The sequence below is a fragment of the Microbacterium sp. NPDC078814 genome (assembly GCF_040702645.1).
Classification (GTDB): domain Bacteria; phylum Actinomycetota; class Actinomycetes; order Actinomycetales; family Microbacteriaceae; genus Microbacterium.
In genome coordinates, this window is record NZ_JBFBLT010000005.1 from 371,165 (window position 1) to 392,958 (window position 21,794).

The window sequence follows — 21,794 nt, forward strand, 5'->3', positions numbered from 1 at the left end:
GGCCGCCGCCGCGAGCGGTCAGAGCTTGCGCAGGAGCACGCTCTCCACGTCGTGATCCGCGCCCTTCCGCAGGACGAGCCGTGCCCGATGCCGAGTCGGCATCACGTTCTCGACGAGGTTGGGCATGTTGATCTCGTTCCAGTATCCCAATGCAGTGGTGATCGCCTCCTCGTCGGTGAGGTGCGCGAACACGTTGAAGTACGAGTTCGGGTTGCTGAAGGCACCCTGCCGCAGAGCGAGGAACCGGTCGACGTACCACTTCTCGATGTGTGCCGTGTCGGCGTCCACGAAGATCGAGAAGTCGAAGAGATCGCTCACGGCCACGTCGTTCGGCGCCGGCGGGGGCTGCAGGACGTTCAGCCCCTCGACGATCACGACGTCCGGCCGGCGCACCACGACGTGGGCGTCCGGGACGATGTCGTACCGCATGTGGGAGTAGAACGGCGCGCGCACCTCGGGAGCCCCGCTCTTGACCTCCGTGAGGAACTGGATCAGCGCCCGGCGGTCGTACGACTCGGGGAAGCCCTTGCGGTCCATGAGGCCGCGGCGCTCCAGCTCGGCGTTCGGGTAGAGGAAGCCGTCCGTCGTGACCAGCTCCACCCGCGGCGTCCCCGGCCAGCGGCTCATGAGCTCGCGGAGGAGCCGGGCGATCGTCGATTTGCCCACCGCGACGGAGCCGGCGACGCCGACGACGAACGGCGTCGTGGTGTCGTCCTCCTGCAGGAACGTCGAGGTCGCGGCGCCGAGCTGCTTGGTCGCGCTCGCGTACAGACTCAGCAGCCGGCTCAACGGGAGGTAGACCTCGCGCACCTCGGTGAGGTCGAGCCGGTCGCCGATGCCTCGGAGTTCGACGACCTCGGTCTCGGTGAGCGGCTGGTCGAGTCCCGCGGCGAGACGCGCCCACTCCGCGCGCCCGATCTCCCGGTACGGCGACAGCGGCAGCGTGGGGTCGACGGTGGTCACGTCGTCCATCGTAACCGCGCGCGAGTATCCTCATCCCGTGCGCCTCGGAGTCATCGACATCGGATCGAACACCGTCCACATGCTCGCGGCCGACGTGCGTCCCGGCGGACGACCGCTCGCGACGACGAGCGACCGCACCGTGCTGCGCCTCATGCGCTACCTCACACCGGACGGCGCGATCGCCGAGGAGGGCGTGCGGGCTTTGGAGGCGGCCGTCGCCCAGGCGCGTCGGGTCGCCGAGACCGAGGGCGTCGACGCTCTCCTCGCCACCGCCACGAGCGCCGTGCGCGACGCCCGCAACGGGGCTGCCGTGATCGCCCGCATCGAGGCCGCGCTCGGCCAGCCGCTGCAGGTGCTCGACGGCGAGACCGAGGCCGCGCTCACCTTCCTCGCCGTGCGACGCTGGTTCGGCTGGTCCGCCGGCCGACTGCTGCTCCTCGACATCGGCGGCGGTTCGCTGGAGATCGCCGCGGGGGCCGAGGAGCTCCCGGAGATCGCCACCTCCGTGCCGTTGGGCGCGGGACGTATGACGGTGCGCTTCCTCCCGCAGGACCCACCCGGCGAGGACGACGTGGACCGGCTCCGCGCGCATGCGACGACGACGCTCGCCTCCGTCGTCCCCGCGTTCACGGCGCTCCCCCGTCCCGACCACGTCGTCGGATCGTCCAAGGCCATCCGCTCCCTCGCGCGTCTGGTCGGCTACCCGGTCCCCGGCTGGTCGGGGAGCGAGCGGATGCTGCTGCCTCGTGCGGCCCTCGGGTCGTGGATCCCGCGGTTGGCGCGTCTGCCCGCATCGGCGCGGCAGGAGCTTCCCGGCATCACTCCCGACCGCACCTTCCAGATCGTCGCGGCGGCGGTGTCGCTGCATGCGGCGATGACGGCGCTCGACGTGGAGGAGCTGGAAGTGTCGCCCTGGGCGCTGCGGGAAGGCGTGCTGCTGCGGTACATCGAGCAGCAGGGCCCGCCCGGGTGACCCCCGCCGCCGGACGGATCCCCAGGTTCGCCCCCTAGGCTCGCGCCATGCCCTCCCGCTTGACGAAGACCGCCATCGCGGCGCGCGTGCTGCTCGTCCCGTACGTCGTCGCCGTCGCGATGATCGTCTGGCTGCCGGCCACGGTCGCGTCGCGGGTGACGGGTATCGCGTTCCGTCTCGCGGAGTACGCCTCCGCCCATCTCGGGATCTCGCTCTCGACGAGCTACACCGTGTTCGAGTTCCTCGCGAACATCGCGCTGTTCGTCCCGCTCGGGCTTCTCCTGGCCGCGGGATGGCCGCGCTGGAGCCCCTGGCTCGTGATCCTGACGGGCTACGCCGCGAGCGCCACGATCGAGCTCGTGCAGACGCTGCTGCCCAGCCGCTACCCGACGCTGTCGGACGTGATCGCGAACACCCTGGGCACCATCGTCGGATGCCTGCTCGTCCGGGTGGCCGTGGGCCTGCGGCCGCGCCCGAGAGCCGTGCAGCCGACCTCGACGGCAGGGTGAGGCAGCGAGCCCCCGCCCCCGTCAGAGGGCGAGGCGCTCCTGCACCACGGCAGCCAGTCGTTCGGCGTGAGCCCGTGCCGACTCGGAGTCGGCCGCCTCGACCATGACGCGCACCAGCGGCTCGGTGCCGGACTTGCGCAGCAGCACACGCCCGGTATCGCCCAGCTCGGCCTCGACGTCGCGCACCGCCTGCTGCACGACCTCGTCATCGGCGACGCGATCCTTGTCGACGTCGCGGACGTTGATCAGCAGCTGCGGGTACACGGTCATGACGGACGCGAGCTCGGCGAGGGACTTGCCCTGCCGCGCCATCTCGGCCACCAGATGCAGACCGGTGAGCAGGCCGTCACCCGTGGTGGCGTATTCGCTCATGATGACGTGGCCGGACTGCTCGCCGCCGAGGGCGTAGCCGCCGGCGTTCATGTCCTCGAGCACGTAGCGGTCGCCGACGGCCGTCTGACGCACCGTGATTCCGTGCTCGCGCATCGCGACGTGCAGGCCGAGGTTGCTCATGACCGTGGCCACGAGGGTGTCGTCGGTGAGACGACCGCGCTCCTTCATCGACACGGCGAGGATGGCCATGATCTGGTCGCCGTCCACGACGTTGCCCTGTGCGTCGACCGCGAGGCAGCGATCCGCGTCGCCGTCGTGCGCGATGCCGACGTCGGCGCCGAGCCGGACGACGGCTTCGGCGAGGTTGTCGAGGTGGGTCGAACCGACGCCGTCGTTGATGTTCCAGCCGTCGGGGTCGGCACCGATCACCGTGACCTCGGCGCCGGCATCGCGGAACGTCTCCGGCGAGACACCGGAGGCGGCGCCGTGGGCGCAGTCGAGCACGACGTGGATGCCCTCGAGGCGATGCGGCAGCGAGGCGAGCAGATGGACGACGTAGCGGTCCTCGGCGTCCGAGAACCGGTCGATGCGGCCGACGCCGGCACCGGTCGGGCGCAGCATCTCGCCGTGCATGGCCTCCTCGATGCGCTGCTCCACGATGTCAGGGAGCTTGCGTCCGCCGCGGGCGAAGATCTTGATCCCGTTGTCGGGCGCCGCGTTGTGCGACGCGGAGATCATCACGCCGAAGTCGGCGTCGCGATCCGCGACGAGGAATGCCAGCGCCGGCGTGGGGATGACCCCGGCCTCGAGGACGTCGACGCCGGAGGAGGCGAGTCCCGCGGAGACGGCGGCGGTCAGGAAGTGCCCCGAGACCCGAGGGTCACGGGCGACGACGGCGGTGAGTCGCTTGCCTTCGGCCTTGCGAGCCTCCGCAGTACGGCCCTGGCCCAGGACGACAGCAGTCGCCTGGGCCAGGGTGAGCGCCAGGTCGGCGGTGAGGATGCCATTGGCGAGTCCTCGCACGCCGTCCGTGCCAAAGATCGGCATCGGAGCAGTGGACCTTAACGCTTCGAGTACTGAGGCGCCTTACGGGCCTTCTTGAGTCCGGCCTTCTTGCGCTCCTTGACGCGAGCGTCGCGCGAGAGGAAGCCGGCCTTCTTCAGGGTCGGACGGTTGTTCTCCGCGTCGATGCCGTTGAGGGCACGGGCGATGCCGAGACGCAGGGCGCCGGCCTGGCCGGAGTCGCCACCACCCGAGATGCGGGCGATCACGTCGTAGGCACCGGCGAGGTTCAGCGCGGTGAACGGGTCGTTGATGAGCTGCTGGTGCAGCTTGTTCGGGAAGTAGTCCTCGAGCGTGCGGCCGTTGACCGTGATGGTGCCCGAGCCGGGAACCAGACGCACGCGGGCGATGGCCTGCTTGCGACGGCCGACAGCGGCGCCGGGGACGCTCAGCACGGGGCGGGGAGCCGCCTCGACCGCGTCGGTCTCCGGGGTCGACGTCGAGAAGTTCTGGAGGTTTTCGGTGGAGTCCTGGATGTCAGCCACGAGTATGTCCTTAGTCTGTACGGCGCTTACTGGGCGACCTGGTCGAGGGTGTACGGCTGGGGCTGCTGCGCGGCGTGCGGGTGCTCGGCACCGGCGTACACCTTCAGCTTCGACAGCTGCTGGCGGCCCAGGCTGTTCTTCGGGAGCATGCCACGGATGGCCTTCTCCACGGCGCGGACCGGGTTCTTCTCGAGGAGCTCGGCGTAGCTGACGGCCTTGAGGCCACCCGGGTAGCCGGAGTGGCGGTACGCCATCTTCTTCTGGAGCTTCTGACCGGTGAGCGCGACCTTGTCGGCGTTCACGATGATGACGAAGTCACCCGAGTCGATGTGGTTGGCGAAGGTCGGCTTGTGCTTGCCACGCAGGAGCGTCGCCGCGTGCGAAGCCAGACGGCCGAGAACGACGTCGGTGGCGTCGATGACGACCCAGTCGCGCTGGACTTCGCCAGCCTTGGGGGTGTAAGTGCGCGTCACGATAGTGCTGCTTTCTTGTCGAACGGAGGTGTTCGTGAATCCCACTCCGGGGTGGTTCTTCCCTACGGGGAGGAACACGCCAGTGGAGGGCTCACGTTCGGATGTGCGTCTTCCCCGCAGGACAGGGAAGGGCACCAAAGAGTCAGCATACGCCACCGGAACGGCATTCCCAAACCCGCCGGCGCCCGGACTCAGTCCGGGCGGACCGTCACGAGGATCGGGCGGTGGTCGCTGGAACGCTGCGGCAGCGTGGTGATGCGCTCGATCTCGAAGCCGGACGACGTCGCGAAGTCGTAGTGCCCGCGGAAGACGCGGTAGCGCGTGTAGGTGTGGTCGTCGCTGAGGGAGAGCGCGTAGCCCTGGTCGCGCACGGCCTGCCCGAGGTTCTCCTTGAACACGGGGTAGTTGTAATCCCCCACCATGAGCTGCGGCAGCCCCTCGCCCAGCGTCGCGAGCTCGGCGAGCGCCGCACGGATCTGATGCCGCCGCAGCGAGTTCAACGCCGTCAGGGGCGCGGCGTGGAAGGACGCGACGATGAACTCGCCGCCGTCGTCGATGTCGCGCAGGCGCGCGCCGAGCACGCGCTCGTGCGCCGGCTTCGCGATGCGATCGTGCAGCGACTTCTTCAGGCCCAGCGTGCGGATGCCCTGCAGGCGGTAGGTGCTCTCGCGATAGAAGAGCGCGAGACCGAGGCGGTTGCCCTGCGTCGCATCCGCCAGCACGAGACCGCCGATCCGGTCCGGCAGCTCCGGGACGTCGCACTCCTGCAGGCAGAGGATGTCGGGATCATGCTCATCGACGAGCGCCGCGAGCTCGCCGGCGGCCCGGTGCTTGCGCAGGTTGTAGGAGATGACCTTCATGATCGTCCCCACGCTACCCGCCCCATCTGTGCCCCGGCTCCGGATCCGGACGATCAGTCGGTCTCGTGGTCCCGGCGGGCGCGGGTCTGGGCTGCCCGCGCGGCGAGGAGGTCGTCGGCGGGGTATCCGACCTCGGTGAGCGTGAGCCCGCGGGCGGCGAGCACCTTGAACTCGCTGGTCCGCGTGAGGGCATCGCGGAGCACGACGAGGTCGCCCACGTCGAGGCGCCCCTCCCCCACCGCCGCGCAGGCGCCGACGAGGGCCCGCACCATGCTGTGGCAGAACGCGTCGGCCTTCACCTCCGCGACGAGCACCCCGTCCGCGTCCCGCTGCCACCGGTAGTCGAGCAGCGTGCGGATGGTCGTGGCCTCCTCGCGCGGCTTGCAGTAGGCGGCGAAGTCGTGCAGACCGATGAGGGTCCGGGCGGCGGCGTCCATGGCCTCGGCGTCCAGCCGACCGCGGATCGTCGTGGTGTCGAGACGCCGTAGCGGGTCATAGCCGGCGAGGTCGTCGGCGAGCCGGTACCGATAGCGTCGCCAGACCGCGGAGAAGCGCGCGTCGAAGCCCTCGGGGGCGAGGGAGGAGCGCACGACCGACACGTCGGGGTAGGCGCCGAGCACCCCGCGCATGCGCGCCGCGATGCTGCCCGCGGGATCCTCGGCGGCGCGGCCGTGTCGTGCCTGGATCCGGGCCCACTGCGCCTCGTCGAGATCCACGTGCGCGACCTGTCCGCTCGCATGCACGCCGGCGTCCGTCCGTCCGGCGACGACGAACCGCACGTCGGAGCCGACGATCCGGGCGAGCGCCGCCTCCAGCGTCCCCTGGACCGTGCGGAGCGTGGGCTGCGTGGCCCACCCGCGGAAATGGGTGCCGTCGTAGGCGATGTCGAGCCGGATGCGCACGAGGCCAGCCTAGGACAGCCGCGCGAGCACCCTGCGCCTCAGATGCCGCCGTCGACCGAGCGGATCATCGCGCCCGGCTCCTCCGGCACCATCACCTCGGTCTCCCGGTTCAGGCTCTCGCCCCGGAAGAACCGCTTCGACCGCGGGAAGAGGTACCAGAGGAACATCAGGACGAGGCCGATCGCCAGCGACCCGATGCCGATCACGAACGTGCCGCCGATGCCGAAGAGCACGGTGTAGCCGTAGTCGACATCCCACATGTCGATCGCCGACTGCACGAACGCGCCGGTCAGCAGCAGCGCTCCGAGCAGCGGGAAGATGCCCTTGAAGAACAGGTCGCGGGTCGAGCGGCGCAGGTCGGCACGGAAGTACCAGACGCAGGCGAAACCGGTGATGGCGTAGTAGAACGCGATCGCGAGGCCCAGCGAGAGGATCGAGTCCTGCAGGATGTTGTCGCTGATGAGGGTCATGCCGACGTAGTAGAGGGAAGCCACCACGCCCATGACGATGGTCGAGAACGACGGCGTCTTGTAGACGGGGTGCACGTCCTTGAACTTCGCCGGGAGCGCCCTGTACACGCCCATCGCGAGCGTGCCGCGGGCGGTCGGGAGGATGGTCGTCTGGGTGGACGAGATCGCCGAGATGATGACCGCGACCACCAGCACCCAGCCGAACGGTCCGAGCAGCCCGTCCTTGATGGCCAGGAAGAAGTCGTCGGCGTTGGCCTCGTTGCCGAGTCCCGTGCCGTCCTCGCCGAGTCCGGCGTACATCATCGCGGCGATCGTCACCGCGACGTACGTCACCAGGAGGATGACGCAGGTGAGCACCGCGGCGCGGCCGGGGATGCGCTTCGGGTCCTTCGTCTCCTCGTTGAGGGCGAGGCAGGTGTCCCATCCCCAGTAGATGAAGAGCGCGAGGAGGATCGCCTCGGTGAAGCCCGACCAGTCGGTGAAGCCGAAGGGGTTCAGCCACTCCCACGAGAACGGGGTGGCGTCGGGGGCGTCGCCCGTGAAGAACTGCCAGAGGGCGGCCACGATGAAGATCGCCAGCGCGAGGTACTGGATCGCGAGGAGCACGTTCTGGATGCGCTCGCCGATCTCGACCCCGCGCCAGCTCACCCAGGTCATCGCCGCGATGAAGAGCACCGCCACCACGACGACGCGCCAGTCGTTGTTCTCGAGGTCCTGCCCGATCAGCGACCAGAAGTACACGGAGGCGATCTGCGCGAGGTTCGCGAGCACGACCATGCCGGCGACCGCGACGCCCCAGCCGCCCATCCAGCCCACCCACGGCCCGAAGGCCTTGGTGCCCCAGGTGAAGGTGGTGCCGCAGTCGGGGACGGCGTTGTTGAGCTCGCGATAGGCGAAGGCGATCAGCAGCATCGGCACGAAGGCGATGATGAAGGCGATCGGCGCCTGCGCGCCGACGGCGAGCACGACGAAGCCGAGCGTCGCGACGAGCGAGTAGACGGGGGCCGTGGAGGCGAGCCCGATGACGGTGGAGCCCCACAGGCCGAGGGTGCCTGCGGCCAGGCCCTTGCCGTCGGGGCGTTCGAGGTGGATGGGCGTCGTTGCCATGTCCTGAACAGTACGGCTCGCCGCGGTATCCCGTCAATCCTTTTGTTTCTGCAACGGAATCCATGTGTCGCGTTCAGATACGCGAAGGATTCCGTGGGTCAGTCGCGACCGAGCATTCCGTCGGCGTGCGCCGCGACCCACTCCATCAGCGGAAGCATCCGCTCCATCAGGTCACGCCCGAGAGGCGTGAGGCTGTACTCGACATGCGGCGGCACCGTCGGCAGCGACTCCCGATGCACCAGGCCGTCGTCGGTGAGGGTCCGCAGGGTCGACGCGAGCATCTTCTCGCTGATGCCGTCGACCTCCCGACGCAGCTCGCCCCAGCGCCGCGTGCCGTCGGAGAGACAGGAGAGCACGAGCACGCCCCACTTGCTCATGATGTGGTCCAGGACGACCCGCGTTCCGCATCCCTGATCGAAGAGAGCGGGCTGGGAGTCGCGGATCTGCGCAAAACTCACCGTCATGTGGGTACCTTACCGAAAAGTGGGTACCCGCCGAAAGGAATGCGGAGCACGGCTGCCGGGGTTGTCCGGGGAGTCAGCAACGAAAGGACTCCCATGACCATCCTCGTCACCGGTTCGACCGGTCACCTCGGCCGCCTCATCGTCGCCGCCCTGCTCGCGCGCGGCGTCGACCCGCAGACGATCCGCGCCGGTGCGCGCGACCTCGCCAAGGGGGCCGACCTCGGCGTGCCCGTCGTCCGTCTCGACTACACCGACCCGGCGTCGGTCGCGGCGGCGCTCGACGGCGTGGACACCGTCGTGCTCGTCTCCGGCTCGGAGGTGGGCCAGCGCGTCGCGCAGCATCAGGCGGTCATCGAGGCCGCGAAGGATGCCGGGGTGTCGAAGTTCGTGTACACGAGCGCCCCGAAGGCCACCACGAGCTCCCTCGTCCTGGCTCCCGAGCACAAGGCCACCGAGGAGCTCATCGCGGCTGCAGGTCTTCCCGCGGTGATCCTCCGCAACAACTGGTACACCGAGAACTACGCCGCCGACCTGGCTCGTGCAGCGGAGACCGGCACCCTCAACGCCGGCACCGGAGAGGGCCGCGTCGCCTCCGCCAGCCGGAAGGACTACGCCGAGGCCGCCGCCGTCGTCGCCACCGAGGACGGACACCTCGGTGCGGTCTACGAGCTCGGCGGGGACGTCGCATGGACCTACGCCGACCTCGCCACCGCGATGACCGAGGTGACGGGCCGCGAGGTCGTGTTCGTCCCCCTCTCCGCCGACGAGCAGCTCGCCGCGCTCCGCGCGGCCGGCCTCGACGAGGGCACCGCCGGGTTCGTCGTCGCCCTGGACGCCGGTATCCGCGACGGCGCCCTGGCGGACACCGACGGCACCCTCCGCCGCCTCATCGGCCGCCCGACGACCCCGCTCGTCGATGGCCTCCGCGCCCTGGTGTGATGCGAGGAGCGCCGCCGGCCGTCACGAACGGCGGCGCTCCCCCGGCTCCGGCTCCACGGCGCTCTGCACGTAGGCGACGGTGAGGGTGAGGCTCCCGCGGTGCAGGCCTTCGGCCCGCAGCACCGCGTCCACGGCGTCACGGGCATGCCGTAGCGTCGCGACGCTGCGCACCCGCCCGTCAACGCCGATCGCCGCCTCCGCCGCCACGCCGTCCGCTCCGGCGGCGACGGACACGATCGGTTCGACTCCGCGCTCGTTCCCCCACGCCGACGCACCCGCACGCAGGAGGTTGGAGACGAGGGAGCCCGATCGGTATACGCCGCGCACCCCGGAGCAGGCGCGCAGCGCCGCCTCGATCCGGAGCGCGAGACCCGCGCGCTCCTCCTTCGACAGCTCGGTGCCGGTCATCATGCCCCCTCCCTGACGTCGGTGATCGCGACATCGATGGCCACGACCTGCAGCTCGGTATGACGACGCAGCCGGGCCTCCACCTCCGCGCGCAGCCGGTCGGCGACGCGACGGAGAGGGTCGCCGAGGCGCACGCTCGCGTCGATCGCCACCCGCACCGGCGCTCCGGGCTCTGTGACATCGCCCTCCAGCCGGCACCGGCCGACCAGCACGCCGGGGACGGCCTCCTCCGCGGCACGGACCAGTCCGCGCACGGCGCCTTCGGTGATCGCCAGCTCCACGTCCGGATCATCGGAGGCGAAGGGGATGCGGCGCCCCGCCTGGGCGTCCATCGCGATGCCGCTGAGGATCCTCTCCACCCAGCTCTCGTCCGCGGCAGGCGCGGAGGAGACATCCTCATCCATCAGGGCGCTGCCCAGTCCGCGCAGCCTCTCCAGGGCATCGAGCGCGAGCTGGCACCCCGGCGACTCCTCGATGGCGGGATTCCGCGGGGTGCGGCCGGAGTCCAAGTAGTCGCTGAGCTCCTCGATCGTGTGCCCGTCGAGGTCGGCGGGCTCCAGGCCGAGGCGGCGCAGCTGGTCGTCCTCGTGGTGATCGGTCATCGCCACGCCTCCATCCGTGTGATCAGGAACCGTCGCGCGCGGGACAGCAGTCCGCGCACCGTGCTGACGGGGATGCCGAGCTCCTCGGCGATCTCGTCGTAGCTGTAGCCGGCCAGCTCCCGCAGCACCCAGCATTCACGCTGGGCCTCCGGGAGTTCGCGCAGGGCCGCGCCGAGGGCCTCGACGCCCGCTCTCGCCTCGACGACCGCATGGGGCGATGCCTGCGGCGGCGCCGGTCGGTCGATCTCGTCCACGTCGAGCGCGGGACGCGTCCGGCGCAGCCGATCCACCGCCTTGCGGCTCACGATCCGCATGAGCCAGCTCTTGACCTTCGCGGGGTCCTCCAGCTCACCGAAGCGCTGCCATGCCGTCACGAACGCGTCCTGCACGATGTCGTCGACCTCCGCCGACGCGTTGAGCATCCGCTGCGTGTAGGCCCTCATCATCGGCGTGTACCTGCGCACGAGCACCGCGAACGCGGCGACGTCGCCGTCCATGGCGCGGCCGGCGACGATACGGTCTCCGGCCTGCTCCAGCGCCTCACCCCAGTGATCGGCTGCCATTCCCCCACCCCTCGTTCACGGTTCCCCGGACGTTCGGAGCCCGCGCCGCATCGGATCGGATCGACCCTCTGCGCGCGGGCGGAGGAGACGCCCCTCCGGGCGCCTCCTCCCCTTCCGTCACTTGGTGAACGTGTCCTTGACATCCTCGGCCGCGTTCCTGACATCGCCCTTGGCCTGCTCGGCCTTGCCCTCGGCGACGAGCTTGTCGTTGTTCGTGACCTCGCCGACGACCTCCTTGGCCTTGCCTGCGACCTTCTCGGCTGCGGCCTTGATCTTGTCCTCCGCGCTCATGGCGCCTCCTTTCCTCACACGACCCCGACGGTCGGGGTCGATGTCTGTGTGCTGTGCGGCTCACGCGCCGCCGTGCTCTGTCCGGCCACCAGCGAACGGCGCATCCGCTGCCGGGAGCGGAAGAGCTCCCGCCAGCCGCGGTCCGCGATGTGCACGACGACCGGCATCCGCGTCCCGGTGACGGCGTCCCACTCCTGCACGACCGCATCGGCGGCGGCGAGCACCTGCCCCAGGGCCGCGCCGGGGCGTGGAGTGACCACGAGGCCGAGAGCGATCTCGCGGCCGGCCTTCCGGCTCGTCACCCGGGCGGCCAGCACGTCCGCTCGATCGGCGAGGGGGCTTGCGAGCAGCTGCTCTGCCACACTCCGGTCGACGGTGGTCGTGCCGCCCTCACCGGCGAGCCGGAGAAGGGTGCGCTCCCGCCGCGGCCTGCGGGTGAGCAGGAACGCGAGGAGGAGGACGACGAGCAGCACCGCGGCGGCGAGCCCCGCGAGCGCCCACAGCGGCACGAAGCCCGCACCGGGGATGTCGAGGCCCCAGGCCCCCGACCACGCCACGACACCGTCGGCCTCGGCGAGCACATCCTCGGCGGGGGCCGGAAGCGCCCCCGCGCCCCGCAGTCCCGCAGCGAGGAGGACGACGCCCCCGCCCAGAAGCATCGCGGCTCCTCCGAGGAGGACGATCCGGTTCGCGACGGTCCCTGCCGACGTCATGCGATCACTCCTTCCCGCGCCACCTGCACCCGCGGCGAGAGCCGGAATCCGGTCTCGTCCAGCACGCGCAGGGCCGCGTCTCCCGCGGCGGCCGCATCCACCGGGACCCCGCTCGTGGGCGTGACCCGGATCAGCACCGTGCGTCGTCCCACGGTCACGCGCACCTGGCCGCGTGGCACGCCGACCCGGCGCGCGGTGCCGTCGGCGATGGCGTCGGCGAGCACCCCGTCGTCGATCACGAGCGCGGCCCGTGCGGCGAGCCGCGTGCGGCGGGCCCGCCGACCGGGAAGCACGGCGAGTCCGAGGAGGAGCAGCGCCACGACCACGAGCACGGCCCCGGCGGCGATCATCACCGCAGGCGCCGCGGCGGAAGCCGTGACGGGCGTGAGCCATCCGGTGACCTGCGCGCGGAACCCCGCGTCGAGAGTCCCGGCGACCATCGCGCCCAGCAGAGCGAGGAGGAGCACCGCGAGGACGACCGCGAGCGCGATCGCCGGGCCCCGGCGCGTCGCCCTCGCCTCTCGACGAAGCAGTCGCCGCGACGTCGTCGTGTTCGCCGTCATGCCACTCTCCTCTCGTCCTCACGCCGGACTCCGGTGAAACGCACGTCCACCGCTCCCACGCGGCGGGCCGCCAGCTCGCGCATGCCGCGGACGACCGCGTCGCGCACGGCGTCGGCGCGGACCGCCACGGGACCGCCCCCGCGGCTCCCCAGGACGACCGGGACCGCCACGGAGACCCGCAGGTCGCCGCGGCTGTCGGATAGGTCGACGCTCGCGTCTCCCGCGCCGACTCCGGCGACATCGCGGACGATCCCCAGCGCGAGCCGATGCAGCGCCCGGGCCTCGACGACCGTGGCCCCCGCCACGGTCGTCGGCCCGTCCGTCACTGCGACGCTCATGAGGACGATCGCCGCCCGCGCACCACGTCGGCGAGCGCCCGCACGTCCAGGCGACCGTCGACGATGCGGCCGACGACCGCACCGACGAGCATCGCGAGGGTGACGAGCAGGAACGCCCAGAACCCCCAGACGATCCAGGTCAGCGCGAGCACCGTCGCCGCAGCTCCGCCGATCACCGAGGCGTTCACTGGACTCGCGCCTCCGGAGCCTCGTCGTCGTCCTCGGAGGGGATGTGCACGTCGTTGACGGTGACGTTCACCTCGGCGACCTCCATGCCCACCAGCTCCACCATGGCCCGGTGGATCGCGGCCCGCACCTGGTCGGCCACCTTCTGCAGGGACACCGGGTACTCCGCCACGATCGTCACGTCGACGGCCACCTGCGTCTCGCCCACCTCGACGCTGATCCCCTGCGCGAGGTCGGTCGTGTTGAGGGCGTCGCGGATGGCGCCCATCATGCGTGCGGCGCCGCCGCCGAGCGCGTAGACCCCGTCCACCTCTCGTGCCGCGATGCCGGCGATCTTCGCGACCACCGCATCCTCGATCGTGGTCTTCCCCGCCGCCCCCTGCGACGCCGGAACGACCTGAGCCTTGGGCTGGGTGCCCCCAGTCACGTTCGCCATCTCGAGCTCCTTCATCCGTGTGACCACGCGGTTCCCGCGCGGGCCGTGTTCTCACGACACCACTAAGACGGTCGGGGAGCACAGAATGTCACAAAGTTCTCCGAACGAATTTCGGCCCGCCACTCGGCGGCAACTCTCAGTGCACTCCAAGGCTCAGAGTGCAAAGTTGCACTTTATGGACAACAGTGCAGAATCCACCCGGGAGCAGCGCAAGCGTCGGACCACGCGCGCGCTCACCGAAGCCGCGCGCCGCTTGACCACCGAGCGGGGCTTCGCGGGCTTCACCGTCGAGGAGCTGTGCGCCGACGCCGGGGTCTCGCGGCGCACGTTCTTCAACTACTTCGAGAGCAAGGAGAACGCCGTCTTCGGCTTCGCCGTCATCGACTCCCGCCAGGAGGAGCTCGAAGCGGCCTTCCTCGACCGCGAGGGCGATCTCCTGGACGACTTCGTGCAGCTCACCATCGAGCGCTTCGCCCTCTTCGATCCCATCGAGCACGCCGCGGAGCTGTTCGCCGTCATCGAGCAGGAGCCGCGGCTGCTGCGGGCCGCCTTCGAGCAGCAGGAGAAGCACGAGCGGCGCGACATCGCCCTCGTGGCCCGCCGCATCGGCGCGGAGCCGGACGCGGAGCTGCGCGCGGAGGTGCTCGTCCACTCCGTCGGCGCGCTCGTGCGCCTGTGCATGGAGCAGCTGCTGCACCACCACTCCACCGAACCGTTCGCCGACCTCATCACCCGCCGGCTGCGCCTCGCGCGCGACCTCTACTCCCCTTCACAGAAAGCCCACTGATGTCCGCCACCGCCACCGCGGATGCGCCCTTCCTCCTGACGAAGCGCCGCATCTGGATCATCTTCAGCGCCCTGATCGCGGGCATGCTGCTCGCGAGCCTCGACCAGACGATCGTGTCGACCGCGATGCCCACCATCGTCGGCCAGCTCGGCGGCGTCGACCATCAGGTCTGGATCACCACGGCCTACCTGCTCGCCACCACCATCGTCATGCCGATCTACGGCAAGTTCGGCGACGTGCTGGGCAGGCGGTCGCTGTTCCTCGTCGCCATCGCCCTGTTCACGCTCGCCTCGGTCGGCTGCGCTTTCGCGTCGGACTTCTGGATGTTCGTCGTCTTCCGTGCCCTCCAGGGTCTCGGCGGCGGCGGGCTCATGATCCTCTCGCAGGCGATCATCGCCGACATCGTGCCGGCCAACGAGCGCGGCAAGTACATGGGCCCGCTCGGCGCGGTGTTCGGCCTCTCCGCGGTCGCCGGACCGCTCCTCGGCGGCTTCTTCGTCGATCACATGACCTGGCAGTGGGCGTTCTACATCAACATCCCGGTCGGCATCGCGGCGTTCCTCATCGCCCTCGTAGCGCTGAAGCTCCCCAGCAAGAAGGCGGAGAAGCCGATCGACATCCTCGGTGTGCTCTTCCTGTCCGCTGCCACGACGTGCCTCATCTTCTTCACCGACTTCGGCGGCGACGCCGCGTTCGGCTGGGATTCCCTGGCGACCTGGGCCTGGGGCGCCGGCCTCGTGGTGTCGGCGACGGCGTTCGTCATCACCGAGTCGCGCGTGCAGGACCCGATCATCCCGCTCAGCCTCTTCCGCAACCCGATCTTCGTGAACGCCACCGCGATCGGCCTCGTCCTCCGCATCGGCATGTTCGCGGCGATCGGCTTCGTCCCGACATTCCTGCAGATGTCGTCCGGAACGTCCGCCGCCGCGTCGGGGCTGCTGATGATCCCGATGATGGTGGGCCTCATGGGGACCTCGATCTTCTCCGGCATCGCGATCTCGAAGACCGGGAAGTACAAGATCTACCCGATCCTCGGCACCATCATCACCGGCATCGCGATGGTCGCCATGACCACCCTGTCGGCGGAGACGCCGATCTGGCTGATCTGCGCGTTCCTGTTCGTCTTCGGCGCCGGGCTCGGCCTCATCATGCAGGTCGTCGTGCTCGTCGTGCAGAACGCCGTCCCGGCAGGCGAGATCGGCACCGCCACGAGCACGAACAACTACTTCCGCGAGGTCGGCGCCTCGCTGGGGACCGCGGTGTTCGGCACGATCTTCACCACGCGGCTGACGGAGAACCTCCTCGGTGTGTTCGCCGGCGCCGGGGCATCCCCCGAGGCCGCGTCCCAGGCCGCGTCAACGATCGACCCCGCCACACTGAACAGTCTGCCGGACGAGGTGCGCGACGGCATCGTCACGGCGTACGCGGACGCGCTCGCCCCGGTGTTCTGGTACCTCGTGCCGTTCATCGCGCTCGCGCTCATCCTGTCGCTGTTCCTCAAGCAGATCCCGCTGTCGGATCAGGCCGGTCTCGTGGCCCGCGGTGAGGCGATCAGCGGCGAGGAGGCCGAACGCCTGGAGGCGGAGCTCCGCACGGCCGGGCGGGTCCATGCCGCACGCACGGACGCCGAGCCGGGAGAGACCGGCTCGGCGCCCACAGGCGGGTAGCCCGCGCTAGGGGAGGTCGGCGACGTCGACGTCGTCGTCGTCCTCCCCGCCGCCCGTCGCCGGAAGCTCGTCGGGCTCGGGGTCGTGATCGGTGGTGACGAAGTCGGGGTCGACGCCGATGGCCTCGATCTCCTCCTGGTTGTCCTGGCTGTTCGACGTGTCGGACATGGCGCCTCCTGACGTTGGGATCCGGACGGCCAGTCTGGGCGGGCGGGCTGCCGGGGCCGAGGGGGTTGACACGGCGTGTCGCCGCCCGGCGCCCGCGCCGCGCGGGCGGAGCCGTCACACTGGAGGTGCCCGCCATCCCCCTTCGAGGAGCACCCGTGATCGACGCCGCACCGCACCGTTCCGCCTGGCAGCGCTTCTGGGATCGCGGAGGCTGGTGGCGCGCCCTCCTGCTCGCGGCGGTGTACTACGGCCTCTATCAGCTGTTCTCGCTCGCCTTCCTCCCGCTGGCCGCGCAGGTCGACGACCCGGCCAGCGCAACCGGCGTCCTCGTCTACGACGTCCTTCCGATCCTCGTCGGGGGTCTCCTGCTCATCGGGTTCATCGCCTCGGTCGGGTGGTGGCGCCCCGTGTTCGGGCGCCAGCCGATCCGGGGAGCGGGATGGATGTGGATCGCGATCGTCGCGGTCCTGCTGTTCAACGTCCTCCGCTTCCTCACGATCGACTACGGCAGCGTCGGATTTGATGTTGTCGCGACCTGGCTGCTCGCGGGACTCGCCATCGGCTTCGCGGAAGAGGTTCTCACCCGCGGCCTCGTCGTGAAGATGATGCGCGACGCGGGGGCGCGCGAGCTCGTCGTCGCGGTGATCTCTGCGGCGATCTTCGCCGGGCTGCACTCGGGCAACCTGCTGACCGGACAGGACCTGTTCCCGACCCTCTTCCAGCTCGTGTACACCTTCGCTTTCGGCATCTGCATGTACCTCGCGCTCCGCGTCACCCGGACCATCGTCGCCCCGATCCTCCTGCACGCCAGCACCGACCCGAGCATCTTCTTGCAGACGCTGCACCCCGCCGAGGGTGGGCTGACGGCGTTCGCGGCTCTGGGGAACATCGTGGTGGTCGTCGTGGGTCTCGTGCTGATGATCTTCATCCGCGGTCGCGTCCGCACCTCCGCACCCGACGCCTTCGCCCCTCAGCGCTGACAGCGCGCGTCACCCCGCACGCCAGACGGCGTGGGTGCCGACCGCCGCGATCGCGAACACCAGCACGGCCACCCGGTGCGCGTCGCCGACGGCCAGGGCCGCATCGGAGGCACCGATGAGGTCGTCGGCGACACCGGCCACCATCGTCCGCGACACGACGGCATCGTCCATCTCGGCCACGCCGTCCGCGAGCCACCCCATGACGAGCCGGAGGCTTCTCGGCCCGAGCTCGACCCCGAGAGGGACCGCAGGACAGCTCAGCACGTCGGCGACGGTCACGCCGTGCCGCCGCAGCCCGGCGAGGGCCCCGGCGAGGGCGCCGGTCAGCAACGCGCGCCCGTACCCTTCGGCGACCAGCACGTCCCACGACTCCTGCGGCGCGAGCGTCTCCAGCCCGAGGCAATGACCGCGCCCGTCGGCGACAGCTTCCTCCAGGGCGCGCCGGGCGTCCCGGAACACGATGCTCGCACGGCGATCGGGCGCAGACACGGCAGACCTCGTCCCTCGATGCCCGCCATCTCGGTGGCCGGCTGGGTGGCCGACGCGTCACACACTCTAAGACGCTCCGCGCGGGTGAGGACGGTATCCCGGCACGGAGGTCGGAGACGACAACACCCCCGGAAGGTTCCGGGGGTGCAGCGACGGTGCTCCCGTCCGGAGCGCGTCTGACGCTGCCCTTGCGGTGGTGGAGTGACCTTCCGCCCCGATGACCGCGTCTACGTCGACGAGTCGAAGGTCCGCGGGTACTACGTCGTTGCGACAGCATCCGCAATCAGCGACGTCCGGGCATCCGAGCGGGCGCTGCGCGACCTTCTCAAACCGGGTCAGCGACGCCTCCACTTCAAGAGTGAGAGCGACAGTCGACGCCGCCAGATCCTCTCCCGCATGTGCGCTCTCGACGTACGCGTGTCCGTGTGGCTCGTCAGGCAGCGGTCAGACAAGGAAGCGCGTCCCCTGTCGCTCGCTGCGCTCACTGAGGATGCGGTCCTCGGCGGCGTGGCGAAGCTGGTCATTGAACGAGACGCATCCCTCGAGCGCGCCGATCGGCGATTGATCGCAGAGACGATCCGCCGCGTCGGGCCGGCGGAGATGCAGTATCTTCATGTCGCGCCGCACGAGCATCCGTTGCTCTGGGTGAGCGACGCCGTCGCCTGGTGCTATTCGAACGGTGGAGACTGGGTACGCCGCGTCGAAGCGCTCGTGGGGCCGCGGGTCACCCGGATGGAGAAACACGTGAGCCTGGCTCGTCATACCGTCCGGAAGACTGCCAGGCTCCGAGGGCTACTGCCCGCCGTGCTTCCAGTGTACTCGGCACATGGACGAGCCAAGGCCGAACCGGCATCCCTGCGGGGAACGACAAAACCCCCGGAAGGTTCCGGGGGTTTCATGCTGTAGCAGGAGCGGGGCTTGAACCCGCGACCTCACGATTATGAGTCGTGCGGATAGTTGCGTGAATGGCTTGTATTTGGTCAAAAAAGGGGTGTATGGTCTCTATGTAGGCCCACACGAAACCATGTCAAACAATGGCTATGGCTACACAGAGGGCTACACTCAAACCGATCCTTGGCCGGAAGGGAACAGCTGTGATGTACGTCGTAAGCCTGAGAAGAAGACGTGCGGACAACGGAGTCCGCGACGGACAACCGAAGCACTGAGAAAGGACAACATGCGCGGGAAGGGTGAAGGATCCGTCTATCGGGTGCCAGCCGACAAGACGCTCCCCCTGAAGTACTGGACCGGAGTGGTCGAACTGCCCCCCGGGCCGAACGGCGAGCGGCGTCGCAAGCCGATCCGTCGCAAGAACAAGGCCGAGCTGCTCAAAGAGCTTGCGAAGCTACGCGTCGACCTGGAGAAGCGCGGCGACATCCCGACCGCGAACACCACGGTGGAGAAGTGGTTCAGCTACTGGCTGGACAACATCGCGGCGAAGAAGGTCCGTCCGAACACGCTCGACGGGTACCGGCGAACGGTGAACAACCACATTGTCCCCGCCATCGGGAAGATCAAGCTGGACAAGGTGACAGCCGCACACGTTCGTCGCGTGCATGACGCCATCCTCGAGAAGGGCAACAACTCAACTACAGCCCTGCTGGCTCATCGCACGATGTCCGTCTCATTCAAGGCGGCCCTGCGCGAAGGCCGAATCGGGCGCAACCCCGCAACACTCACCGACGCCCCCAAAAAGGCCGCCACCACACTGCATGCCCTCGACCTCGGCGAGGCGATCCAGCTACTCGCGCACCTAGCGACTCGCCCGGATGGTGCGCTCTGGGCCACGGTTCTCCTGACCGGTGCTCGGCGCGGCGAAGTCATCGGTCTTGAGCGCGACCGGGTGAGCGAGGTTCTCGACCTCTCGTGGCAGCTCATCCGCATCAAGAAGACCGGCACGGAAGGCAAGCCGGATGTTCCGGCTGACTTCGAGTATCGGCACGTCTCCGGCGGGCTCTATCTGACCCGCCCCAAGTCCCGGTCAGGATGGCGAGTCATTCCACTCATCGATCCGTTGCGCTCGATCCTTGCCCACCACATCGAACAGACTCCCCCCAATGAATGGGGGCTGCTCTTCACGCGCAACGGGCGCCCTTACAGCCCCGACCTCGCGGGCAAGGACTGGCGAAAGGTCTTGCTCGACGCCGGCATCGAAAAGGATGTGCGTCTCCACGACGGTCGACACACAACGGTCGACCTGCTGTATGCCGCGGGGGTGCCTGATGACCTCATTCAGGAGATCGTGGGGCACTCCACGCGATCCATGACCCAGGCGTACAAGTCTCTCCGCAACCGGGAACGCCTGACCTCGGCCATGCAGCAGTTCTCAGAGCTCTTGGCCGCGAACTCTCCCTCGGCCATCGATCCCCCGACGCGCGGCTAAATCGAGTCGTCCATCCAGCTATCGTCTTCTTCTTCGAAGTCGGAGCTGCACGAGATGCCACCCTCGGGGAGGGCGTCTTCGTCGCAGGTGGCGAGGTCGATGCGGTCACGGCTCATGCTGCGGTTCTCCTGGTTCGATTGGTGGAGGTACGCTCCACCCTCTCCCTGACCATGCGTGCGGTGACGGGATCGGCTTTGATCCCCTCGGTCGATCGCGCGGCCCGTAGCAGCAGGGTGTAGTAGCGGACTTCGCTGATACCAAGTTGGTGTCGGATGGCGTGGGTCTTGGCCGGGGTGCGGTTTGGGTGGCGGGCTTCGAAGGCGATTAGTTCGGCGGGCGTCACGGTTCCCATGATCGTCGTGGGGTCGGACATTGAGAGCTTGTTGCAGAGCTTGTTTCTGAGCTTGTTCTATGACGCCGGACTAGACTGACTTGTCTCGGCCGGAGGAAGGATGATCCGGCGTGCAATCACGAGGTCTGTCCCCCACAACCAAGCTCAGTGTCGAGTTGGATGCGATCTGTTCACGCAACAGGTACACGACTGACACGGCGCCCGTTCTAGACGAGCTCAAGGCCGCCGCGGGTGAACGCGCAGACGTGCTCGCTGAGGCCGTGGGCACATGGGTTGGCTACTTCGAGGACGACTACACAGCGACCCTCTGCGCGGCCCTCAGAACGCTCCCTGACCTTGACCCGTGGATCGCGTTGGGGAAGCATCGTCGTTCGCTCCCAGACCCGTCTACGCCGGAACGGTTGGGGCATGGGCAGGCGGCGGCACTCCCCCTCTACATCACCACCGACCCGGCTATCCTCGACGCCCCATAAACGCGTGAACGCCCCCACCTAGCCCTGTGCGGACCGGGTGGGGGCGTTCGTGATTTGATAGTCAGTTAGCATTGGCCGGCGCCGCATACACAGCACCGAAACCAACCAGGAACCCACCGACCGCGAGGCCGATGATGCTCCACACTTCATCGCCAGTGATCGCACCATCCGACAGTGCAGCCGTGATCGCCGACCCAACACCACCAGTCGCCAAACCAGCGATACCACCAGCAAAAGCCTTCTTCGTACGCGCCCAAAACGACGGCGCATCAACAACAGGTGTACTCATGTGTCACTCCCTATAGATAGGTGGTTCTGTGTGCCACTCGTCATCAGCGAGGTAGCCCAGGCCGAGACGGTGGAGGATCTGAGGCGGCGGCATGGGCATGTCGCCAAGACGGCCACGCTGACCCCACCGCCATACGCCCACGATCCACTCGCGGAACGCGTTCTGAATCTCGTGCGATTCCTTCTTCACCGCGTCGAGCTCGGAGCGGATCGGGGCGACCTGCCGTTCCACCTCTTCACGGATGTACTGGGCAAGCTGCGACGCGTCATCGAACCGTTCCGTGATGCCTGTCGCCTTGTCCCGCTTCCGGGTAGCGATGAACACCAGGATCGCTGCGAGGCTGCCACCGCCAAGCAAACCGCCGAGGAGCGTGCCGACCCACGCTTCCATCAGGCTGCCCTACGTGCGCGCTCTTCGATCCCAAGAATCCAGAGACGCAGACAAGGGATGAGCATCGCCGCCAACAGCAGGCCGGACACGGCGTCTTTCGCGCCGTCGACCGTTGTCGGGGAAGCGCGCATCGCGATGAAGTAGAGAAGGAGCACGGAGAACAACGCCCCCTTCCC

General features: G+C 69.1%; 30 protein-coding genes. 8 read left to right on the forward strand and 22 right to left on the reverse strand.

Annotation, left to right across the window (positions count from 1 at the left end):
* Positions 1 to 18: 18 nt before the first annotated feature.
* Positions 19 to 972, reverse strand: coding sequence for a type I pantothenate kinase (coaA, locus tag AB0300_RS12555; protein ID WP_025104380.1), 954 nt, complete (start codon positions 970 to 972; stop codon positions 19 to 21).
* Between the two features lie 28 nt (positions 973 to 1,000).
* Between coaA and AB0300_RS12560 the strand changes: the two genes are divergently transcribed.
* Positions 1,001 to 1,936 carry a Ppx/GppA family phosphatase gene (locus tag AB0300_RS12560; RefSeq protein WP_366216111.1) on the forward strand — a complete coding sequence of 312 codons (936 nt, stop codon included), beginning with the start codon at positions 1,001 to 1,003 and terminating at the stop codon, positions 1,934 to 1,936.
* Positions 1,937 to 1,983: 47 nt separating this feature from the next.
* On the forward strand, positions 1,984 to 2,445 hold the full coding sequence (locus AB0300_RS12565) for a VanZ family protein (RefSeq protein ID WP_366216112.1): 462 nt from the start codon (positions 1,984 to 1,986) through the stop codon (positions 2,443 to 2,445).
* Between the two features lie 21 nt (positions 2,446 to 2,466).
* Here AB0300_RS12565 and glmM read toward each other — a convergent pair whose 3' ends face one another.
* The 7 genes from glmM to AB0300_RS12600 all read right to left on the reverse strand — a co-directional run bounded on the left by glmM (position 2,467) and on the right by AB0300_RS12600 (position 8,601).
* Positions 2,467 to 3,825: a phosphoglucosamine mutase gene (gene glmM / locus AB0300_RS12570; protein WP_062766240.1), complete on the reverse strand. Its 1,359-nt coding sequence runs from the start codon at positions 3,823 to 3,825 to the stop codon at positions 2,467 to 2,469.
* Between the two features lie 14 nt (positions 3,826 to 3,839).
* The gene (gene rpsI / locus AB0300_RS12575; RefSeq protein WP_025104384.1) at positions 3,840 to 4,325 is read right to left on the reverse strand and encodes a 30S ribosomal protein S9; all 486 of its coding nucleotides are present in this window, start codon (positions 4,323 to 4,325) and stop codon (positions 3,840 to 3,842) included.
* 26 nt (positions 4,326 to 4,351) lie between these two features.
* Positions 4,352 to 4,798, reverse strand: a complete 447-nt coding sequence (rplM, locus tag AB0300_RS12580) for a 50S ribosomal protein L13 (protein WP_025104385.1) — start codon at positions 4,796 to 4,798, stop codon at positions 4,352 to 4,354.
* A 191-nt stretch (positions 4,799 to 4,989) separates the two neighbouring features.
* Positions 4,990 to 5,658: an endonuclease/exonuclease/phosphatase family protein gene (locus tag AB0300_RS12585; protein ID WP_025104386.1), complete on the reverse strand. Its 669-nt coding sequence runs from the start codon at positions 5,656 to 5,658 to the stop codon at positions 4,990 to 4,992.
* Between the two features lie 53 nt (positions 5,659 to 5,711).
* Complete coding sequence (truA, locus tag AB0300_RS12590; RefSeq protein WP_249521009.1) at positions 5,712 to 6,560, reverse strand: tRNA pseudouridine(38-40) synthase TruA; 849 nt, start codon at positions 6,558 to 6,560, stop codon at positions 5,712 to 5,714.
* A 38-nt stretch (positions 6,561 to 6,598) separates the two neighbouring features.
* Complete coding sequence (locus tag AB0300_RS12595; RefSeq protein WP_060922145.1) at positions 6,599 to 8,137, reverse strand: APC family permease; 1,539 nt, start codon at positions 8,135 to 8,137, stop codon at positions 6,599 to 6,601.
* Between the two features lie 98 nt (positions 8,138 to 8,235).
* Positions 8,236 to 8,601, reverse strand: a complete 366-nt coding sequence (locus tag AB0300_RS12600; protein WP_071327524.1) for a helix-turn-helix domain-containing protein — start codon at positions 8,599 to 8,601, stop codon at positions 8,236 to 8,238.
* Positions 8,602 to 8,694: 93 nt separating this feature from the next.
* Here AB0300_RS12600 and AB0300_RS12605 point away from each other — a divergent pair, with 93 nt between their 5' ends.
* A complete protein-coding gene (locus AB0300_RS12605) occupies positions 8,695 to 9,540 on the forward strand; it encodes an SDR family oxidoreductase (RefSeq protein ID WP_366216113.1) in 846 nt (281 codons plus the stop codon).
* A 21-nt stretch (positions 9,541 to 9,561) separates the two neighbouring features.
* Here the strand turns inward: AB0300_RS12605 and AB0300_RS12610 are convergent, their stop codons facing one another.
* From AB0300_RS12610 to AB0300_RS12650, 9 genes are all read right to left on the reverse strand, one after another.
* On the reverse strand, positions 9,562 to 9,951 hold the full coding sequence (locus tag AB0300_RS12610; protein ID WP_366216114.1) for a hypothetical protein: 390 nt from the start codon (positions 9,949 to 9,951) through the stop codon (positions 9,562 to 9,564).
* Positions 9,948 to 10,550 carry an Asp23/Gls24 family envelope stress response protein gene (locus AB0300_RS12615; protein WP_085604120.1) on the reverse strand — a complete coding sequence of 201 codons (603 nt, stop codon included), beginning with the start codon at positions 10,548 to 10,550 and terminating at the stop codon, positions 9,948 to 9,950. Before AB0300_RS12615 ends, AB0300_RS12610 begins: the two co-directional genes overlap by 4 nt.
* A complete protein-coding gene (locus tag AB0300_RS12620; RefSeq protein ID WP_085603738.1) occupies positions 10,547 to 11,113 on the reverse strand; it encodes a sigma-70 family RNA polymerase sigma factor in 567 nt (188 codons plus the stop codon). Before AB0300_RS12620 ends, AB0300_RS12615 begins: the two co-directional genes overlap by 4 nt.
* A gap of 117 nt (positions 11,114 to 11,230) precedes the next feature.
* On the reverse strand, positions 11,231 to 11,404 hold the full coding sequence (locus tag AB0300_RS12625) for a CsbD family protein (protein ID WP_025104394.1): 174 nt from the start codon (positions 11,402 to 11,404) through the stop codon (positions 11,231 to 11,233).
* A gap of 14 nt (positions 11,405 to 11,418) precedes the next feature.
* Positions 11,419 to 12,117, reverse strand: coding sequence for a hypothetical protein (locus AB0300_RS12630; protein WP_249521012.1), 699 nt, complete (start codon positions 12,115 to 12,117; stop codon positions 11,419 to 11,421).
* Positions 12,114 to 12,680, reverse strand: coding sequence for a hypothetical protein (locus AB0300_RS12635; RefSeq protein WP_249521013.1), 567 nt, complete (start codon positions 12,678 to 12,680; stop codon positions 12,114 to 12,116). The genes AB0300_RS12630 and AB0300_RS12635 overlap by 4 nt, the downstream gene beginning before the upstream one ends.
* The gene (locus AB0300_RS12640) at positions 12,677 to 13,018 is read right to left on the reverse strand and encodes a hypothetical protein (RefSeq protein WP_366216115.1); all 342 of its coding nucleotides are present in this window, start codon (positions 13,016 to 13,018) and stop codon (positions 12,677 to 12,679) included. The genes AB0300_RS12635 and AB0300_RS12640 overlap by 4 nt, the downstream gene beginning before the upstream one ends.
* Positions 13,015 to 13,206 (reverse strand): DUF2273 domain-containing protein, encoded by a 192-nt coding sequence (locus tag AB0300_RS12645; RefSeq protein ID WP_025104398.1) that lies wholly within the window; start codon positions 13,204 to 13,206, stop codon positions 13,015 to 13,017. Before AB0300_RS12645 ends, AB0300_RS12640 begins: the two co-directional genes overlap by 4 nt.
* On the reverse strand, positions 13,203 to 13,640 hold the full coding sequence (locus AB0300_RS12650; RefSeq protein ID WP_025104399.1) for an Asp23/Gls24 family envelope stress response protein: 438 nt from the start codon (positions 13,638 to 13,640) through the stop codon (positions 13,203 to 13,205). The genes AB0300_RS12645 and AB0300_RS12650 overlap by 4 nt, the downstream gene beginning before the upstream one ends.
* Before the next feature lie 175 nt (positions 13,641 to 13,815).
* Between AB0300_RS12650 and AB0300_RS12655 the strand changes: the two genes are divergently transcribed.
* The gene (locus AB0300_RS12655; protein ID WP_366216116.1) at positions 13,816 to 14,427 is read left to right on the forward strand and encodes a TetR family transcriptional regulator; all 612 of its coding nucleotides are present in this window, start codon (positions 13,816 to 13,818) and stop codon (positions 14,425 to 14,427) included.
* Positions 14,427 to 16,094: an MDR family MFS transporter gene (locus AB0300_RS12660; protein ID WP_366216117.1), complete on the forward strand. Its 1,668-nt coding sequence runs from the start codon at positions 14,427 to 14,429 to the stop codon at positions 16,092 to 16,094. Before AB0300_RS12655 ends, AB0300_RS12660 begins: the two co-directional genes overlap by 1 nt.
* Positions 16,095 to 16,100: 6 nt before the next feature.
* Here the strand turns inward: AB0300_RS12660 and AB0300_RS12665 are convergent, their stop codons facing one another.
* Positions 16,101 to 16,262 (reverse strand): hypothetical protein, encoded by a 162-nt coding sequence (locus AB0300_RS12665; RefSeq protein ID WP_157524002.1) that lies wholly within the window; start codon positions 16,260 to 16,262, stop codon positions 16,101 to 16,103.
* Positions 16,263 to 16,417: 155 nt separating this feature from the next.
* Here AB0300_RS12665 and AB0300_RS12670 point away from each other — a divergent pair, with 155 nt between their 5' ends.
* A complete protein-coding gene (locus AB0300_RS12670; protein WP_338565492.1) occupies positions 16,418 to 17,242 on the forward strand; it encodes a CPBP family intramembrane glutamic endopeptidase in 825 nt (274 codons plus the stop codon).
* Between the two features lie 9 nt (positions 17,243 to 17,251).
* Here the strand turns inward: AB0300_RS12670 and AB0300_RS12675 are convergent, their stop codons facing one another.
* Positions 17,252 to 17,731, reverse strand: coding sequence for a hypothetical protein (locus AB0300_RS12675; protein ID WP_338565491.1), 480 nt, complete (start codon positions 17,729 to 17,731; stop codon positions 17,252 to 17,254).
* A gap of 201 nt (positions 17,732 to 17,932) precedes the next feature.
* Here AB0300_RS12675 and AB0300_RS12680 point away from each other — a divergent pair, with 201 nt between their 5' ends.
* Both AB0300_RS12680 and AB0300_RS12685 read left to right on the forward strand, forming a co-directional pair.
* Positions 17,933 to 18,637, forward strand: a complete 705-nt coding sequence (locus AB0300_RS12680; protein ID WP_366216118.1) for a hypothetical protein — start codon at positions 17,933 to 17,935, stop codon at positions 18,635 to 18,637.
* 304 nt (positions 18,638 to 18,941) lie between these two features.
* Positions 18,942 to 20,114: a site-specific integrase gene (locus tag AB0300_RS12685; protein ID WP_366216119.1), complete on the forward strand. Its 1,173-nt coding sequence runs from the start codon at positions 18,942 to 18,944 to the stop codon at positions 20,112 to 20,114.
* Positions 20,115 to 20,226: 112 nt separating this feature from the next.
* On the opposite strand, the gene AB0300_RS12690 is transcribed toward AB0300_RS12685, so the two are convergent.
* The 3 genes from AB0300_RS12690 to AB0300_RS12700 form a co-directional block, all read right to left on the reverse strand.
* The gene (locus AB0300_RS12690; protein WP_366216120.1) at positions 20,227 to 20,487 is read right to left on the reverse strand and encodes a DUF3263 domain-containing protein; all 261 of its coding nucleotides are present in this window, start codon (positions 20,485 to 20,487) and stop codon (positions 20,227 to 20,229) included.
* Between the two features lie 513 nt (positions 20,488 to 21,000).
* Positions 21,001 to 21,228, reverse strand: a complete 228-nt coding sequence (locus AB0300_RS12695) for a hypothetical protein (protein ID WP_126893504.1) — start codon at positions 21,226 to 21,228, stop codon at positions 21,001 to 21,003.
* 3 nt (positions 21,229 to 21,231) lie between these two features.
* Positions 21,232 to 21,618 carry a hypothetical protein gene (locus AB0300_RS12700; RefSeq protein ID WP_366216121.1) on the reverse strand — a complete coding sequence of 129 codons (387 nt, stop codon included), beginning with the start codon at positions 21,616 to 21,618 and terminating at the stop codon, positions 21,232 to 21,234.
* Positions 21,619 to 21,794: the final 176 nt, after the last annotated feature.